General features: G+C 69.6%; 15 protein-coding genes and 2 pseudogenes. 8 read left to right on the forward strand and 9 right to left on the reverse strand.

Going from position 1 to position 16,798, the window contains the following annotated elements; all coding sequences use genetic code 11:
- Window positions 1–73 precede the first annotated feature (73 nt).
- Genes OG780_RS41265 through OG780_RS41275 form a run of 3 tightly spaced genes read right to left on the reverse strand, consistent with a single transcriptional unit; the run spans window position 74 to window position 2,032 of the window.
- Window positions 74–283 (reverse strand): aroma-sacti cluster domain-containing protein, encoded by a 210-nt coding sequence (locus OG780_RS41265; RefSeq protein ID WP_037623557.1) that lies wholly within the window; start codon window positions 281–283, stop codon window positions 74–76.
- Window positions 276–968, reverse strand: a complete 693-nt coding sequence (locus tag OG780_RS41270; protein ID WP_328457111.1) for an iron-containing redox enzyme family protein — start codon at window positions 966–968, stop codon at window positions 276–278. The genes OG780_RS41265 and OG780_RS41270 overlap by 8 nt, the downstream gene beginning before the upstream one ends.
- Window positions 965–2,032 (reverse strand): radical SAM/SPASM domain-containing protein, encoded by a 1,068-nt coding sequence (locus OG780_RS41275; RefSeq protein WP_328458731.1) that lies wholly within the window; start codon window positions 2,030–2,032, stop codon window positions 965–967. Before OG780_RS41275 ends, OG780_RS41270 begins: the two co-directional genes overlap by 4 nt.
- A 409-nt stretch (window positions 2,033–2,441) precedes the next feature.
- On the opposite strand from OG780_RS41275, the gene OG780_RS41280 reads away from it, so the two are divergent.
- The gene (locus OG780_RS41280; protein ID WP_328457113.1) at window positions 2,442–4,337 is read left to right on the forward strand and encodes an AfsR/SARP family transcriptional regulator; all 1,896 of its coding nucleotides are present in this window, start codon (window positions 2,442–2,444) and stop codon (window positions 4,335–4,337) included.
- A gap of 333 nt (window positions 4,338–4,670) precedes the next feature.
- Here OG780_RS41280 and OG780_RS41285 read toward each other — a convergent pair whose 3' ends face one another.
- Complete coding sequence (locus OG780_RS41285; protein WP_328457115.1) at window positions 4,671–5,732, reverse strand: helix-turn-helix transcriptional regulator; 1,062 nt, start codon at window positions 5,730–5,732, stop codon at window positions 4,671–4,673.
- 98 nt (window positions 5,733–5,830) lie between these two features.
- On the opposite strand from OG780_RS41285, the gene OG780_RS41290 reads away from it, so the two are divergent.
- The 5 genes and pseudogenes from OG780_RS41290 to OG780_RS41310 all read left to right on the forward strand — a co-directional run.
- Window positions 5,831–6,019, forward strand: coding sequence for a hypothetical protein (locus OG780_RS41290; RefSeq protein WP_328457117.1), 189 nt, complete (start codon window positions 5,831–5,833; stop codon window positions 6,017–6,019).
- Window positions 6,020–6,242: 223 nt separating this feature from the next.
- On the forward strand, window positions 6,243–6,914 hold the full coding sequence (lexA, locus tag OG780_RS41295) for a transcriptional repressor LexA (protein WP_328457119.1): 672 nt from the start codon (window positions 6,243–6,245) through the stop codon (window positions 6,912–6,914).
- 173 nt (window positions 6,915–7,087) lie between these two features.
- The gene (locus OG780_RS41300) at window positions 7,088–7,450 is read left to right on the forward strand and encodes a DUF1330 domain-containing protein (RefSeq protein ID WP_328457121.1); all 363 of its coding nucleotides are present in this window, start codon (window positions 7,088–7,090) and stop codon (window positions 7,448–7,450) included.
- A gap of 100 nt (window positions 7,451–7,550) precedes the next feature.
- On the forward strand, window positions 7,551–8,378 hold the full coding sequence (locus OG780_RS41305) for a class I SAM-dependent methyltransferase (RefSeq protein WP_328457123.1): 828 nt from the start codon (window positions 7,551–7,553) through the stop codon (window positions 8,376–8,378).
- 501 nt (window positions 8,379–8,879) lie between these two features.
- A pseudogene (locus tag OG780_RS41310) lies at window positions 8,880–9,377 on the forward strand (carbohydrate binding domain-containing protein); the annotation flags it as partial.
- A gap of 21 nt (window positions 9,378–9,398) precedes the next feature.
- Here the strand turns inward: OG780_RS41310 and OG780_RS41315 are convergent.
- A pseudogene (locus tag OG780_RS41315) lies at window positions 9,399–10,259 on the reverse strand (IS5 family transposase).
- 161 nt (window positions 10,260–10,420) lie between these two features.
- Window positions 10,421–11,514 (reverse strand): IS630 family transposase gene (locus OG780_RS44785; protein ID WP_443062277.1). Its coding sequence is split into 2 segments (ribosomal slippage): window positions 10,421–11,058 and window positions 11,058–11,514, totalling 1,095 coding nucleotides; the frame shifts between segments, so codons are not numbered across the junction.
- Between the two features lie 281 nt (window positions 11,515–11,795).
- Between OG780_RS44785 and OG780_RS41330 the strand changes: the two genes are divergently transcribed.
- Together OG780_RS41330 and OG780_RS41335 are read left to right on the forward strand one after the other, a co-directional pair.
- The gene (locus tag OG780_RS41330) at window positions 11,796–13,007 is read left to right on the forward strand and encodes an IS110 family transposase (protein ID WP_328445394.1); all 1,212 of its coding nucleotides are present in this window, start codon (window positions 11,796–11,798) and stop codon (window positions 13,005–13,007) included.
- An 85-nt stretch (window positions 13,008–13,092) separates the two neighbouring features.
- Window positions 13,093–13,410 carry a hypothetical protein gene (locus tag OG780_RS41335; RefSeq protein ID WP_328457127.1) on the forward strand — a complete coding sequence of 106 codons (318 nt, stop codon included), beginning with the start codon at window positions 13,093–13,095 and terminating at the stop codon, window positions 13,408–13,410.
- A gap of 560 nt (window positions 13,411–13,970) precedes the next feature.
- On the opposite strand, the gene OG780_RS41340 is transcribed toward OG780_RS41335, so the two are convergent.
- The 3 genes from OG780_RS41340 to OG780_RS41350 form a co-directional block, all read right to left on the reverse strand.
- Complete coding sequence (locus OG780_RS41340; protein ID WP_328457129.1) at window positions 13,971–14,585, reverse strand: hypothetical protein; 615 nt, start codon at window positions 14,583–14,585, stop codon at window positions 13,971–13,973.
- The gene (locus OG780_RS41345) at window positions 14,582–14,941 is read right to left on the reverse strand and encodes a hypothetical protein (RefSeq protein WP_328457131.1); all 360 of its coding nucleotides are present in this window, start codon (window positions 14,939–14,941) and stop codon (window positions 14,582–14,584) included. Before OG780_RS41345 ends, OG780_RS41340 begins: the two co-directional genes overlap by 4 nt.
- 465 nt (window positions 14,942–15,406) lie before the next feature.
- On the reverse strand, window positions 15,407–16,747 hold the full coding sequence (locus tag OG780_RS41350; protein ID WP_328457133.1) for a serine hydrolase domain-containing protein: 1,341 nt from the start codon (window positions 16,745–16,747) through the stop codon (window positions 15,407–15,409).
- Between the last annotated feature and the right edge of the window lie 51 nt (window positions 16,748–16,798).

The raw sequence follows: 16,798 nt of genomic DNA on the forward strand, positions 1-16,798 counted from the left end.
GCCGCGCCGTCCGGAGGGGGTTCGGGGCACCGCGGGCACTTCACGCGTGTGCCACCGGTCATCGCGCCCGTCATCAGAACAGCGCTCCGCCGGCGATCTCGCTGTGCGCCTGCACCTCCGGCTCGGCCGCGTCCAGTCGCTCCTTCAGGCCCAGCAGCAGGGTCAGCTCCTGTGCGCTGAGGTCCTGGAGCACCTCTCGCTGCTCGGGGGAGAGGCTGTGCAGAGGGAACCCGGCGTCCTCCAGCGCGCGGAGGCGGTCGCGATCGGGTGCGGGGTCAGTCATCGGTGCTCTCCCATTCGGTTGGTGCCGCGGTGATGCGGTCGAACAGCTCGGCGAGGGAGGCGACCGTGTGCAGCGCGCTGACGGCGACCAGGCAACGCTGTGCGGCGTCCAGCGGCAGCCGCTCGATCAGCCGGTCCAGGTCGGCGCTGTGTCCGTCGTCGAGGTCCGCGTGGAGGCGTACGGTCTCGAAGGCGGCCGGCGGCAGCCCGGTCTCGCGGGCCAGCCGGCCGGCCAGGCCGGGAGCGGGCGCGTTGCCCTCCAGTACCGCGATGTAGCCGAGCAGGGCCACCGGATGACTGTGCTCGATCCAGTAGTACTGGGCCCCCACCAGGGCGGCCACATGGGCCGGCGGCACGGTGCCGGTCAGCTCGTCCGGCGGCGTCCCGGTCGCCGCGGCGTCGGTGAGCAGCCAGTCGTCGTGGCCGCGTTCCTCCTCGGCGTGCGCCCGCAGGTACCGCGCGAGGGGGCGTGCCACCGGGTCCCGCGGCAGTGCCTCGCAGCGGGTGGCGGCCCGCTCCATGAGCGGAACGGAGGCGCGGATCACCTGGTGCATGGCGCGCAGGTAGCGGTGGTAGCGGCCGGGGAGCCCGGAGTCGGCCCGCCACATGCGCGCGGTGGCGGCCCACAGCACGGGCCGCACGAGGGACAGTTCGAGTCGCAGGCTCGCGACGGCCGACGGGCTCACCCGGACACCTCCTCGTCCCCGGGACCGCCGAGCAGCACGAGCGGTGCGTACCGGTCGCTTCCGTACCGTCGCAGCAGTGAGGCGGCCCCCGCGTCGTGCTGGAGCCGGGCGCCGAGCGCGTCCATCGCACCGGCCGCGGGGCGCGAACCGGACCGTTCGGCCGCGTCCAGGGCCGCGGGCCGCCGGGCCAGGCTTCGGCAGTCCGCGCACGATCCGACTCCGGCGGTACGGATGGTGCGCAGCACGGGAGAGGCCTGGCAGCGGCGCCGTATCGCGGCCCAGTCGTCCTGCGCGATGTGCCCCAGGCGCAGGTGTTCCGGGATGGGCCGGGCGTCCACCACACGCTGGTTGCAGCAGGCCGCGACGGTGCCGTCGAAGGCCACGGTCGGCCAGGCGGCCATCGCGCACGGTGCCGGGGGCGTCTCGGAGGAACTCTCGTCCGCGGTGTCCCGCAACGGGACGGTTCGCGCGGACGCCCAGCCCGCCGCCCGGCCCACCGGCCGGATGTGATTGACCAGGACGGCCGCCTGGTCGTGGAATTCTGTACGAATGGACGCGGTGATGTCCGCGAGATAGTCGTCGTCCGCCGGGGTTCCCGCCACGTGGAAACTCACGTCGATTCCGCTTTCCCTGATGCGGTGCATCGCGCGAAAGACCGCGGCGCGCGGTACTTCACGTTCGTGGAACACGTCGATGCTCGCCGAGAAGTGGGCGACGTGCCGCAGGGCGCGCAGGATGCGGTCGGGCACCCGGCCGTCGGCGGCGAAGAACATGCCGCTCAGTACCGACGTGCGCGTTCCGGCCGCCGCCGCGAGTGCCGCGAGGTCCGCCACGAGCGCGGGCCGCAGCAGCGGCTCGCCCCCCGTGAGCATGAGGACCTCCGGACGGTCGCCGGGGGCGAAGCCGCCGACGAAGCGGCGCAGTGCCTCGGCCGGGGTGTCCTCGCCGCGCGGCCCCGACGAGGTGGAGCAGTGGGCACAGCTCAGCGGGCAGCGCCTGGTGAGGGTGGCGAGGAGCCCGGCCGCCGGCACCGGACGTAGCTCGATGATCTCGGCCAGCCGCATCGCGTCACCTCCGTAGGCCACCGGGACGTGCGGGCTCAGCGTGCGGGGCACCGGTTCGGTCGTGGTTGGCGGACGGTTCGGAGCCGGTACGCGGCGCGGGGCGGACCGGCCGTGGGGACGGACCGTGGCACGGCCGGTTGTTTCACACGGATTTGTACACTTGTTCGCTCTTTATCCCGGCGGGTGTGTTGCTGCATGCACCTTGAGCCATCCTCGAGTCCATGGCCCCCGAACCGGCCCGTGCGCATCCTGTGAAGGCCGAAGGAATTCCACCGAATTCCCGAAGGGTTCACGGCTCCTCGCGGATTCCCTCATCCCCTGCCGATCCTCGGAGGCTTTCGTGCACAGAATTCCCTTCCTCTGTCAGACCTCCGACGACACCGGCTGGGGAAGGGGCTGAGGGGGCGAGATGGCCGAAGCACTCACGGAAAGCCGCGGCATGGCATCGGCTCCCGGAATTCCGCGAGAGCCGGCCGGTGAAATCGGCGGCGAAACCGCCGCCGCCCCCTTACGGCTGACCCTCCTCGGTCCGCTGCGCGCCTCCCGCGGCGGTCTGCCGCTCGCGCTCGGACCGCTGAAGCAGCGCCTCGTCCTGGCGGTCCTGCTCACTCGCCCCAACACGCCGGTGTCGGTGGAGGAACTGACCGACGCCCTCTGGCCGGACGACCCGCCCCGTACGGCCCGCAAGAACCTTCAGGCGTACGTGTCGGTCCTGCGCCGCGTGCTCGACCCCGACGACCTGGGCCGGCTGAGCCACGGTCCCGGCGGCTACGTACTGCACCTCACCGCGGAGGAATGCGACACCCTGCGCTTCGACGAACTCGCCCGGCGCGGCGACACCGAGGCGCGCGCGGGCGCGCCGAGTCACGCGGCCCGTACGTACCGCCAGGCGCTGGACCTGTGGCGACACGACCCCTTCAGCGACCTGGCCCCCCGGGCCGACGTGCTGCGCGCCGCCGTCGAACGGCAGCACGCCCGGCGACTGGCCGTCTACGAGGCCTGGGCCGAAGCGCAGCTGGAGATCGGTGACCCGGGCCCGGTCGCGGACACCGTGGACGAGATGGTGAGCCGCCACCCGCTGCGGGAGCGGCTGCGCGCCGCCCAGCTCACCGCGCTGCACCAGGTGGGCCGCAGAACGGAGGCACTGGCCGCCTACGACGACTGCCGTCAGCGGCTGTCCCGGGAACTGGGCCTGGAACCCGGTGCGGCGCTCCACGGTGCCTACCGCTGCCTGCTGGACGACATGGCCCCGTCCCGGCCGCGCCGCGGCCCCACCGGATCACGGCTGCTGCTCCCGCCGGACCTCGTCGACTTCACCGGGCGCACAGGGGAACTGGAGGCCGTCCGGGCCCAGTTGGAGACCGAGGGCGGCCCCCCGGTCCTCGTCACCGGCGCGGTCGGCGTCGGCAAGTCGGCCTTCGCCGTACATGTCGCGCACCGCCTCGCCGCGCACTACCCCGACGGCGTGGTCGCCACCCGGCTGTGCGCCGAGGACGGCTCGACGCGCCCATGGGCGTCGGTACTGGCGGAGCTGGCCCGATCCCTCGGCTGCACCGAGCGGCTGCCCGCCGACCGGGAGGAGGCCGCCACCGTCTGGCGCTCCTGGCTGTCCGGGCGCCGGATCCTGCTGCTCCTGGACGACGCACCCGACGCCACCGCCCTCGGCCCGCTGCTGCCGCCGTCGGGCGGCGCCGCGGCCCTGGTCACCTCCCGCGGCCGGCTGCCCTGCCTGGAGTGCGCGCACCGGGTGGAACTCCCGCCGCTGTCCCCCGAGGAGGCACAGGACCTGCTCGGAGGAATCATCGGGCGGCCCCGGCTGGCCGCCGAGCGCGCGGCGGCAGAACGTGTCGTCGCGGCCACGGGGTTCCTCCCGTTCGCTCTGCGAGCGGCCGGAAACCGTCTGTCCGTGCTGCGCCACATGCCGCTCGGCCAGTACGCGGACCGCCTCGAACATCCTCTGGAGGCGCTGGACGAACTCGCGTCCGGCGGCCTCGGGGTCCGCGCCCGTCTCGCCGGGGCCTGGGCCCGGCTGCCCGCTCCCGCCCGTGACTCCCTCCACGCGCTGGCCGCACTGCCGGACGTCTCCTTCACCCTCCCCTCCGCCGCCCGCGTCCTGGGCAGGGCCGGGCGGGACGCGCAGCGCTCCCTGGAGGAACTGATCGACGTCGGCGTCCTGCCACCGCCGTCCCTGCCCGAGGTGACCGCGCACACGACCACGGCCCCGGAGGCGGTGCGCTACGAACTGCCCTGGCTGACCCTGCTGTTCGCGCGCGAGCAGGCAGCCGCGGCGGGAGAGCGGTGCTAGGGCCTGTCGTTCGGATCACGCAGCGGGACGCGGGGCCCGTCCGGGCCGGCCGGCGGGGCGCCGCGTCCCGGAGCCGCCTGATCCGGACGACAGACCCCAGGCCGAGTCCGCGATGTCCTGGGAGCGGGATCAGGAGGCTGACGACGGTGGCCACGGCCGTGCTGGGGCGGCCGACGTGTCGTGGCGAGTGAGGCCGGCTCTGCACCGGGATCGATATCGATATCGGCACCGGTGCCAGCACAGGCACAGGCACCGGTATCCATATCGGCACCAGTATCGGTATCGACGCGTCGCCCGGCCCTCAGCGGCCCGAGGCCGACCCTGGCAGGGTTCTCACGCTCCACCCGTCGTGGCCGAGGCCGGACCGGAGGACTGCACACGGGCCAGATATCCGGCCTGGAAGCGGCTGGCCGCGCCCAACTGCTCCATGATCTCGGCGATGTGCTTGCGGCAGGTGCGCAGCGACATCCCGAGCCGCCGGGCCACCATCTCGTCCTTCATGCCCTCGGCCAGCAGTCGGACGATCGCCTGCTTCACCTCGTCCCGCGCCGAACTCTCCGTCCAGGCCGGTTGATAGGGCTCGGCCAGGGACCAGGCGTGATCGAAGGTCGCGCAGAGATAGGAGACCGTGGACGGCTCCTGGATGACGATGGCCGCGTCCAGGTCGTCCTGGTGCGGGATGAACACCGTCTCCCCGTCGAAGGCGACCATGCGGCCGAAGAGTTCGCTCAGCGTCCTGATCTCGGCGCCCTCGTCGGTCATCCGCCGTGCGTACTCCTGCGTGGGCAGGTGGTAGCGGGCGGTGTGCTGGTACAGGGTGCGCATCCGTATGCCGCGGCGCAGCATGTCGCGGTCCTGTACGAACGCCTGCTCCAGCAGCGCCGGGGAGCGGCCGCCGCCGGGGTGGCAGGTGCGGACCTCCTTCCGGCACCGCATGGTCGCCTCGGTGATCATTCCCACGACGGTCTTCAGGTCCGTGATCTCCGTCAGCGGAGCCCGCCCCTGCCACTGCCGCCGGCCTTCCGCATAGAACGGCGCCAGGAGGGAAAGCTCTGCCCGCAGCCGATCGATCTCGGCGAGCTGGCGGCGCAACCCCGCCTCCCGCGGCGCGACCAGCGCGGCGAGGGCCGCGTCCGGCGCCATCGCCACGAACTGGTCGGGGTCCCCGGGCAGGCGGCGCAGCAGCAGGAGTTCGGTCAGCGTCGCCACCGCCGAGGCCGCCCGGCTCTCCGGCAGCCCCAGCGTCGCGCCCAGCGTCCCCGCGTCGCACGATCCCTGGTCGCTCACCCACCGGAACACCCGGACGGCGTCCTCGGACAACTGCGCTTCGTGCGAGGGCCACCCCGCCGCCGTACGCAGGCCCGGAATCGTGCCGTCCTCACCGATGCCGCCCACCCAGCCCCCTCATCAGGCACAAGACCTCAGCAGCTGCTGCTGTGCCCATTGTTCAGATGTGCGATGGAGTTTCCCAGACCCCCTCGGAAGGAATCACTGTGAAACCGGCCAAAGGCGCATTCATCCTGCTCTTCGAGCGCTTCACCGTACTCGGCCACCGGGTGCGTGCCCGGCGGCGCCGGGGCGGTGGCGCCGGCGCCACGGCGCGCGAGATCCTCGACCAGCCTCCGCGTCCGGTGCGCGAGGGCGACGACGACTCGCCGACCGTCCCCACGCCGCACTGGTGACATGCCGGCGACCCCGCGCCGAGGCCCGTCGACAGCCGGCCTCACGCTCACGCCGGGCCGGACGCCGCCCTGGACGCCGCGCTCGACGCCGGGCGCCGGCCCGGCTGTCGAGAAGTCCCTTCCGCGTCCCGGCAGCCCGCGTTTCCGATCCCGGCGTTCCCCATGCACGGGATGGCGGGTTAGGGTCGGGTTCCGCGAGGATCATGTACGGAGGGGCCGGGGGATGGAGAACAGCACGCCAGTACGCCGGGGACGACCCCCGGGCGTACAGGCCGTCGAAGGTGAGCTGACGGCCCGCCAGGCGGCCATCGTCCGCTACATCACCGAGTCGGTCGCGCGGCAGGGCTACCCGCCGTCGATGCGCGAGATCGGCCAGGCCGTGGAGCTCTCCAGCACCAGCTCGGTCTCCCACCAACTGGGCGCACTGGAACACAAGGGTGTGCTCTACCGCGACCCGCACCGTCCCCGCGCCTACCGTGTGCGCCCTTCCTGGGCCCCCGATCTCGCAGCCCGGAGCTCGAAGCCGGCCGAGGTGCCGCTCGTCGGACGGATCGCGGCCGGCGCGCCCCTGCTCGCCGACGAGATGGTCGAGGACGTCTACTTCCTGCCCCGTCAGGTGGTCGGGGAGGGGGAGCTGTTCGCCTTGACCGTGTCCGGCGACAGCATGATCGACGCGGCTATCTGCGACGGCGACATCGTGACCGTCCGCAAGCAGGACAGCGCCGAGCACGGCGACATCGTCGCCGCTCTTCTGGAGGACGAGGCCACCGTCAAGGTCCTGCACCGGCAGGACGGACAGGTGTGGCTGATGCCGCGCAACGCGTCCTTCGCCCCGATCCCCGGTGACGACGCGCGCATTCTCGGCAAGGTGGTCGGCGTCCTGCGCGTGCTCTAGGGCAGGGGTTTTGGCGCACGCCGTGAGAGGCGGAACGCCTGGGCGGGCTCCGGTCTCGGCGCGCGTCATCGATGCGACGCCCGGCGATTACCTCCGAGGTAATCGCACTGACCAACCACCCTCGGCTACGTTCCGGTCATCGCTCACAACCCCGGAACGAAAGGAGCCCCGTGGTGCCCGCTTACGGCTTCGCTCATCTCCGCAGCCGCCGGAATCACTCCGACATCATCGAGTACCTGGAGCGCATCCAGGCGACCCTCGACCCCTTCGCCGGCCGCTTCGTCATCCACGGCCCGCCGGTCGAGGTCGTCGAGGGTACGTGGCCCGGCAGCATGGTGCTGATCGAGTTCCCCGGCCTGGCCGAAGCCCGTGCTTGGTACGACTCTCCCGCCTACCGGGCCATCCTGAGTTTGCGTACCGACCACGTGGAGGGCGACTTGGTGCTGATCGAGGGCGTCGGTCCGAACTACGATCCGGCCGAGCGAGCGCGCACGTTGCGAACGGAAGCCGGCCGAGCGGGTCAGTCGACCACGTGATCCTGCGGTCGCCTCGGCGAGCTCACCGACATCGCGTCCCCCCGAGCTGCCGCCAAACCAGTTGGCGTACCCGTGGACGCGCCGCATAGCTTGGGCCCTCGTGACTGACGACCCGAAGACGCGCCCGGATCGACAAGACCTCGGTCGGGTGTTCAACGAGGTGCCGGAGCTCTACGACCGGGTCCGGCCGGGATACCCTGACGAGCTGTTCGCGGACCTTGTCACGGTCACCGGCATGGACGAGGGGTCGTCGGTGCTGGAGGTGGGCTGCGGCACCGGTCAGGCGACGCGCTCGCTGGCGGCGCTCGGATGCTCCGTGACCGCTGTCGAACCGGGCGAGGAAATGGCCGCACTCGCTCGCCGACGGATCGCCGCCTTCGACAACGTGGAGATCGAGACGTCGACGTTCGAGGAGTGGGACGACGGCGGTGGACGCTTCGATGTCCTCGTGGCCGCGTCATCCTGGCACTGGGTCGACCCGTCGATCGGCTGGCGACGAGCGCACGACGTGCTGAATCCCGGAGGTTGGATGGCACTGCTCGGCAACGTCGTCGTCCGCCGGCCGGGAGAGCCGGAGGTGTACGCCGAGACCGCGGATCTCCACGAGCGGTTCTGCCCCGGGAACCCCGGCTGGGGGCATCCGCCGCTGGAGAACGCCGTGCGCACCACCGACGAGGGGTGGGGACTGGTCGAAGATCCCGGCGGATTGTTCGGCCCGACGATCGTGCGCTGGTACCCGACCGTCCAGTGGTTCGACGGCGACGGCTTCGCCGATCTTCTTCGCTCGACGTCGCTGTACCGGAGGCTCGACCGCGACGTCCGAGAGCCCCTGCTCGACGCGATCGCCGAACGCATCCACACGCGGATGGGCGACCGAGCAGCACGCCGCTACCTGAGCGTCCTCCGTGTCGGGCAGCGCGCCGAGTGAGTCCGGTGGTGAAGGACCTGCCGATTCAGCGGCAACCGTGCGGCTCCCCAGGCGTCGGCGTCGGCTGAACCTCCGGAGCGGGCGTTGCGTATCAGTTCCCGAGGAACAGCTCAGGTCTCTACCACGGGACGGAAGGAGAGCATCGTGCCCACACCGCCCGCGTCTGACTCATCGGACGACGACCCCGCGCTGGAGCCCATCCGCGTGCTGCGCGCGCGCCGCACCGACGCGCTGGCCCAACTGCTCGACGAGATACGCCAGGACAAGGACTACCGCGGCCCCGAGACCGTGACCGCACCCGACCCACCCACCCGGACCGGCGGTGACACAGAGGAACTCCAGTCTGTCCCCGGCGGCAAGACGGAGGAACTCCCCGCACCCGACGGCGACGCCCACCCGCCGCATCCCATAGGCCGCCCGCGCCTCCGGCCCGGACAGCGCCGGGCAGCCGTGGTGATCGCGGTCGTCGCGGCGGCCGTCGTCGGCTTCGGCTGCTCCCTCCTGATCCCCAGTCGCACCGACGCCACCCCGGCCGCACCCGAGGCGAGCGCGTCGGCGGCCTCGACGTCGGTCACCCCGGGCGCGACCGGGGCCGTCGACGTCCTGACCGACCCCGGCTTCGAGTCGGGCAGCCTCTTGCCGTGGAGGTGCACCGGCAACCTGGGCTCGATCGTCTCCTCCCCGGTCCATGCGGGCTCCAAGGCCCTCCAGGGGAAGGTGAGTTCGAGCGACACCGCACAGTGCGACCAGACCATCGCTGTACGGCCGAACACCACCTACTCACTCAGCGGCTGGGTCCGCGGCTCCAACGTCTACCTGGGCGTGAACGGCGGTGCCTCCACCTGGACCACTTCCCCCTCCGGATACAGCCCACTGACCGTCTCCTTCAGGACGAAGGCCTCCCAGACCAGCGCGACGATCTACGTGCATGGCTGGTACGCACAGGGCACGTACTACGCCGATGACATCACCCTGGACGAGCCCAATGGCGGCGGTGGCGCCTAGGTTCTGTCTCTTTGGTCAGCGTCGGGTCCAGATGAGGATGCCTGCGAGGTGGAGTGCGGCTTGGTAGGCGGTGGCGAGTTTGTCGGTTCGTGTGGCCAGGCCTCGCCAGTGCTTGAGGCGGTTGATGCAGCGTTCGACGGTGTTTCGTTGCTTGTAGGTCTCGGTGTCGAAGGCGGGCGGCCGGCCGCCTGCGGCGGCCTCGCTGCAGGCGGTGGCCCACCTGGTCGGACGGTTGAGGGATGACCGCGCGGATTCCCCGACGCCGCAGGTGCGCCCGGATGGCACGGGAGGAGTAGGCCCGGTCCGCCGGCACGGCCGCGGGCCGTGTCCGGGGCCTGCCCGGGCCGCTTCTCGGCACACGGATGCGGGCCGTCACCGTCTCGAAGGCCGGTGCGTCGCCGGCCTGGCCCGCGGGGACGGCGAATGCCAGTGGCCGGGCCCGGCCGTCCGCGGCCAGGTGGACTTTGGTGCTCAGCCCGCCGCGTGAGCGTCCGAGTGCATGGTCGGCGGGCTCGACGCGACCGACGGCCCCCTTTTCAGTGCGCCGGCGGCGTGCTGGTGGGCCCGAACGACGGTGGAGTCCACAGATACGGTCCAGTCGATGTCGTCGTCGGAGTCCGCTGCGGCCAGAACAGCGGTGAGGATCCGCTCCCAGGTGCCGTCGACGGTCCACCTGATCAGGCGTTTGTGAGCGGTCTGGAACGAACCGAGCTCGTCGGGAAGGTCCCGCCAGGGCGAACTGGTTCGGTACTTCCACGCGATGGCCTCAAGGGTACGGCGGTGGTCGGCCCATCGCCGCCCACGAACCGGATCGGCCGGCATCAGCGGCTCGATCCGGTTCCACATCACATCAGTGATCACCAATCGGACAGACACACCCGATCAACTGACGATCTGCTGCAGCTTCTGCCCCTCCTGGTCGGTCAGTCTGCGCACACGGACAGGCTCGGCCACCGCGCCTCCAGCGGTCGGATCGGACGTCACCCCACATCCAACCGCCACGACCACCAACCCGGCGAACCAACGCGGTCAGAGCACTACTGACCTTTTCGGATTGGCTTCGGGGCGTCTGAGGTGAGGGTCAGTCCGGTCTCGGTGAGGCAGCCGTCGATGAGTTCGGGGTGGCGCTGGATGTGGGCGAGTCCTCGGCGGAGGGTTCGGGTGAGGTGGTCGGGGTCGGTGAAGGCGGTGTTGGCCATCCACCCGCGCCGCAGTAGGGACCAGATGCCTTCGACGGGGTTCAGGTCCGGGCTGTAGGAGGGGAGTTGGATGATGGTGAGCCAGTCGTGGTCGGCTGCGTACTTCTTCATCCCGGCGGCACGATGGGTGTTCAGATTGTCCCAGACGACCACGATCGGGGCGCCGAGCTGCAGGTGCGCGCGGACCAGGAGGTCGCGGTAGTCCTGCCAGGCAAAACTCTTGCGTGCGCCTTTGAGGAGCGGGTGGAAACGGGGCCGGTAGATCAGCCGGGACCGCTCGCCGGGCCGGTAGCAGCACAGTGCGGCGACCGAGATCCGTCGCCGGGAGCGTCCCCGCACCCGGACCACGGGAGTCTGCCCGCGCAGGCCCCAGGTGCGGGCGCGTGGCGGCGTCATCGCGAACCCGGCTTCGTCCTCGAAGACGATGAAGGCCCCGAGCGCCGCCGCGGCGCTTCCACCTGCGGCCACACGTCCTTCTTCCACAACTCGACCGCATGCTCGTCGCGTTCCAGCGCCCGACGGGCCGGACACTGCCACGACCAGCCGTGACGGTGCAGCAGCCGCCACACTCCCGCGACCGAGCAACTGACCTGGAACTGGCGGCCGATCAACGTTTGGACGCGTTCCAGGGTCCACCGCTGGTCTTCCCAGCCATGCACGGCCGGCCCTTTGCCCAGCTCCGTCTCCAGCAGGGCGAACCGTTCGTCCGACAGCTTCGGCAGTTTCGCGGGGCCCTTCGACTTCAGACCCGCCACGCCGCCCTCACGCCAGTTGCGGCGCCATTGCTCCACCGAACGCTCGCTCACCCGCAGGTCCTTGGCGATGTCCGAAGTCCGGTCACCCTGGGCGAACCTCTGCCCGGCCTCCAGCCGGATCCCCTCACGCGCAGCCCGCCGCTCAGCAGTCAGGCCCCCACCATCCGCATACCGCATGACACCGGCATACCGCAGGGATCACCCAACGTCACCACCCGAAGACAACCCGAAAAGGTCCTTACGTTGTTGTTGGGTCGATTCCGCTCACTCGTAGGATCGGAAGGCCCTGGGGCACTGGGTGTGGCTGTCAAGGTCATGCCGCACGTGTGGCTTCTACTGATTGGCCGCCCGGTGCCCCGCGACGACTCGGCCACTGATTGGGATGCGCGCGAAGATCGCTTGGTAAGGACACGTTGGCGAGGTCGTCTGTTGGGACCAGTACAGGAACGACTTCGGAGGTGGCCGTGCCCGAACTGTGGGCCGGAACGGACGCGGGCAAAGCCGAGCATCACTGCACGGTGATCGACACCAGCGGGAAGCGGAGGCTCTCGAGGCGGGTCGCCAACGACGAGAACGCACTGCTCCAGCTGATCGCAGATGTTCTCGCGTTGAGTGAGGGCGAGCCAGTGACCTGGGCGATCGACCTCAACGCCGGCGGGGCCGCGCTGATGATCGCCCTGCTCACCGACAACGGGCAGAGAGTCCTCTACATCCCTGGCCGCACCGTCCACCACGCCTCCGGGTCCTACCGGGGCGACGGGAAGACGGACGCGAAGGACGCCTTCGTCATCGCGGACCAGGCCCGCATGCGCCGGGACCTCCAGAGCATGCACCGTGGTGACGACATCGCCGTCGACCTGCGCATCCTCACGTCGCGCCGCCTGGACCTGGCCGCCGACCGCACGAGGGCGATCAACCGGCTGCGGGCCCAGATGCTGGAGTACTTCCCGGCCTTGGAGCGGGCCTTCGACTACAGCACTTCCAAGGGATCTCTGGTGCTGCTGACCGGCTACCAGACTCCCGGCGCTCTGCGCCGGATCGGCAGGAACCGGCTCGCGGTCTGGCTGAAAAACCGCAAGGTCCGCAACTTCACCCTCGTCGCGGCCACCGCGGTCGAGGCCGCCGAAGCCCAGCACACTGCCGTTCCCGGGGAGAAGCTGGCCGCCGCCGTGGTGGCCAAGCTGGCCAGGGAGGTGATGGCCCTCGATGAGGAGATCGCTGAGACCGACGCCCTGATCGAGGGCCGGTTTCGCGACCACCCACACGCCGGGGTCATCCTGAGCATGCCCGGCATCGGCCCCGTCCTCGGCGCCGAGTTCATCGCCCACACCGGCGGCGACATGAGCATCTACGGCACCTCCGACCGGCTCGCCGGCGTCGCAGGCCTGGCCCCCGTCCCGAAGGACTCGGGGCGGATCAGCGGCAACATGCGGCGGCCACGGCGTTACTGCCGGCGGCTGCTGCGGGTCTTCTACATGTCCTCTATGGTCGCTGCCCGATGCTGCCCCACCTCGAAGGCCTTCTACGAACGCAAGAAGGCCGAGGGGAAGAACCACAAACAGGCCATCATCGCGCTCGCACGCCGTCGCCTGAACGTCCTGTGGGCACTCATACGCGACGGCCGAACCTTCGAAATCACCGCACCACAGAGCCCCATCCCACTGGGCTGACACACTCACAGCAAGTCACCAACCCAGCTTGACAACCTCATTGGGAATCAGTAGGAAGCCGTAGGAACCAACCCATGAGGCCAGGATGACCGATCTTCACAACGAGTGGCGGCTCTTGAGCGGAAGCACCCTCGTCGGCACGATCACCGTCGACGAGGCCGGCATGCCCTGGCAGCGTGGACGTTTCCTCCCAGAGCCTGTCTTCAGCCAGTTCAAACCCTGGTTCGACGAGGTCAACGCCTGTGTCGAAGCTGAGGAGTTCGAACGGTTCGACGACGCCTACGATCGCATCGAAAGTTCCCTGCCCCTGGTGTCACCCTCGGGGCCCGTTGCCGAGTTCCTCCTCCACATCGACCACGACCGTGCCTGGTTCCGCTGGGGCGGGGAACCTACAGCAAGTTAAAACTCAAGCTCAGGCCGGTTTGCGTCCTGTCCGCCGGACAGTTCGAGGTGAATCTGCGTCTGTCGTTCGTCGTAGCCCTCCGGCAGGCGCAGGACCCGCGGTTGGCCGCCGTAGCGGCGCGGCGCACCGCTTCCGCAGTGCTCGGCCACGCCCACAGCCCATAGGCGGAGTCCTCGCTGTAGGGCAGTGCGTCGACCTGCCACGTCACGGCGACCTGCGGGACGACGTCGAACAGTTCGCACGGCTTGGAGCCGTCGGCGCAGCCGGTCGGGGTCCACAGGACCGTGCCGACGGCGGCCCGCAGCGGCCGGCTCACCATTTCTTCACGATGCCGGGCAGGGCGTCCTCGGCGAGCTTGATATCGGTGAAGATGATCTCGCAGTCCCAGTCAGTGGCGTCCGAACATTCCTTGTCGTCGTTCCAGCCGTCGTCGTTGCCGTCGGAACCGATGCCTCAGCCGACGCACAGCCCGCCGGAGATGACCGGATGCTAAATGGTTGGGTGTCAGGTGCGGCATTCCTGGACACGTGTGGGCTGCAGCGCAGGACCGCGATGCGGTGCTACCAGTTGGTCAGGTCGACGAGGAGATCGCAGTGCGGGTCGTCCGGGGCCGGCCGTCGGTACTGCTCTTCCTCGACGAGGGAGGGGAGAGAGGCGATCAGCGCGGTGGGGGGCGTCTCGGTCAGGCGGATGTCGGCGCCGATGATGCCGGGCCCGTCGGGACGCTGCACGTAGAGCCGCAGCAGGCCGTCGCCGTGCATCAGGAAGCCGATCAGGAAGGGGTTCTCGTCATCGCCCGGGCCCGACAGGGCGTGCACGACAGTGAGTACCCGGCCCTGTTCGGGTTCCGGGTCCGGGGTGATCTCCTCCGGGCGGAGGCAGATGAGGGTCATCCCCATGGCTTCGCCGACATCACTGCTGCTGTAGATCTGAGGCCCGGTCAGGACCGTACGCAGCAGGCCGGGGACGTAGTACGGGGTCACTGTGTCGTTGGGGATCTCGTAAAGGAAGTCCCGGCCGTCCTCGTCGTCTCCGGCGCGGATGGCGATGCGTACGGCGCCGGGAGCGGGCAGGACGCCGCGCAGGCGGCAGTACTCGGCGACTGGAGCGTTCAGGTAATACAGCAGTCGACGGGTGGTATCCGCCTGCTGCTCCCGGTCTTCAGGGTCTGTCACGGATGCATCCATGCGGGGCACTTGTTGTTTGGTTGGTTGCGGCAGAAAGCGTTGATGACGCCGATCTTCTGTCCCCTGCCGGCGTCGTACAACCCGTCCGTTGTCTTTCGCGTGTACTGGACGATGACGGTGAACTTGACCTGCCGTGGCCGTGGGACGCCAGTTTCGAAGGCGACGCCGTCATACTCCAGACGGCCGTGGTGGTTGTCCCGGTCTACATTGCCATGAATGGCTGCGGCCAGCGTAGAGCACTTGTGGATGTTGTGGCGGTTGGTGAAGTGGTACCAGCCGAAGTCGGAAGTGCCGAATCGGGTGACGATGTGACGGCCGTCAGGGTCGGTCGCGTTGCAGTGCACCCGCTTATCCCAGGGGTGCGGTACGACCGGGCCTGGCCGGGCCCTGCGCGGAGGACGCCGCGCAGGCCAACAGAGTCGCGGTGGTCAGGGCAGTGGCCGCTGACGCCGTGATCTTCTTCATGGCGTTGATCACATCACGATGCGAGTAGGGTCAACAGGCACCCTTGAGCCGAACTAGAATTCTATATTAGCCAGTTGGTATATGCAGAAGTGATCCGTTTTCAGCCTCGGATCCTATCGAGTGCGGCGCCGGAAGTTGCGAGTCTTTCCTCGCGTACGGACAGGGACGCCTTCTCCACTGACAACGCCACGGAGGCATTCTCATCCGGACGGGGTACGCACTGATGTCTCCAGGCAGTCCGCGACCCCACCGCACTGCGTCAAACAGGGAACCCGCAACGCTCGGTCCCGTGATGGCTGTACCACGCCCCTAACGCGGGTGTCGACGCTTTGCAATGCTCGACATCAGCTGTCGAGCATTGCTGGCATGAGCTGTCGCAGGAGGGCGTCGAGGTTGGTCTCCCCGTTGTTGCAAAGAATCACGACGGTTACCTCAAGACCGGGCAGCCAGCCGAGGAAGGACTGATATCCGGGGTTGTCACCGATGTGGAAACGCACAGCATGCCCGGCCAGAGTGCCGAGCGAGTAGCCGTACCCGTAGCTGTCGGCAACCGCCGGCCCGCCGGTGCCCCATGCGCCTCCCATGGACGCATGCGGAGCCACCATCGCCTCCCGCGAACGAGCGGTGAGCAGATGCCCGGCATTGAAGGCAGCAGTGTAAAGAGCCAGGTCGCCAACAGTCGACCAGAGGTCACCAGTCCCCGGCATGGCGGCGAACTCCGGAACGTCCACCCGCCGATCCTCCCGGTAGCCGCAGGCAGCCATCTCAAGTGGAGCCTGCCCGACGCATGTCGACGTCATAGCGAGGGGCCGCAGAACATGCTCGGTAACGAAGTCGGCGTACCGCTGCCCACTGACTCGCTCGATGATCCGCGCCGCCAGGAGGTAGCCCGGTGAGCTGTAGTGCCATGTACTGCCAGGTGTGCTGCGAAGCGGCACATTCGAGAATCGCTCGAGGAATGTGCGGGCATCGCCGGGGTGGTCGATGTCGAAACCGGGGAGGTCCCGCCAGTGGCCCAGGCCCGATGTGTGTGACAAGAGTTGATGCAGGGTCAGCTGCTGCCAGCGTTGGGGGCAGTCGGTCAGCCAACGATTGATTGGACCGTGGAGACTGACCTCTCCTTCCTCAGCCAAGAGCATCGCCGACGCGGCCGTGAACTGCTTACTCACCGAGGCGATCTGGAACCGGGTGTCCGTCGTGCATCTCGCGCCCGCCTTGGCGTCCGACACGCCGGCGGAAGCCTGCACGACAGTTGCTCCGCCGCGAGTAACCAGGATGGCACCGGAAAATCCGTCACGTATCTCCACGTGGCAACGATAGGCCCAGCTAGGAGAGACCACGGCCCTCGACGGCGAGACCTGCAACGCAACACCGTCGAGCGGTACGTCAACCGCTCTCACATGAAAGTGTGCGACGTCGAGGCGGCCAATCCAGTGCCCCTTTCCGCGTTCCACCCACAGCGCCTGGACCTGCGCGACCGGCTCTCCGCCCTGCCCGGTGTCACAGCGTGGCTGCAGCACGACCCCGGCCAGGCCGGGCAGCGCTGGGAACTGCCACCGGCTCTGGTCGTGCGCCGCGGGGACCAGACCGCGGTCATCGAACGCCCCCGGCGGCTGCTCTCCCCCGCCCTCGTGGAGCGGCAGCTGACAATGGTGCGGGCCCGGCACGGCGCCGGAACGCAGCACTGGTGGATCTTCGACCGGGAAGACCCCGTCCACTACACCAGTGCCGGCAGC

It is taken from the genome of Streptomyces sp. NBC_00386 (assembly GCF_036063235.1).
GTDB lineage: Bacteria > Actinomycetota > Actinomycetes > Streptomycetales > Streptomycetaceae > Streptomyces.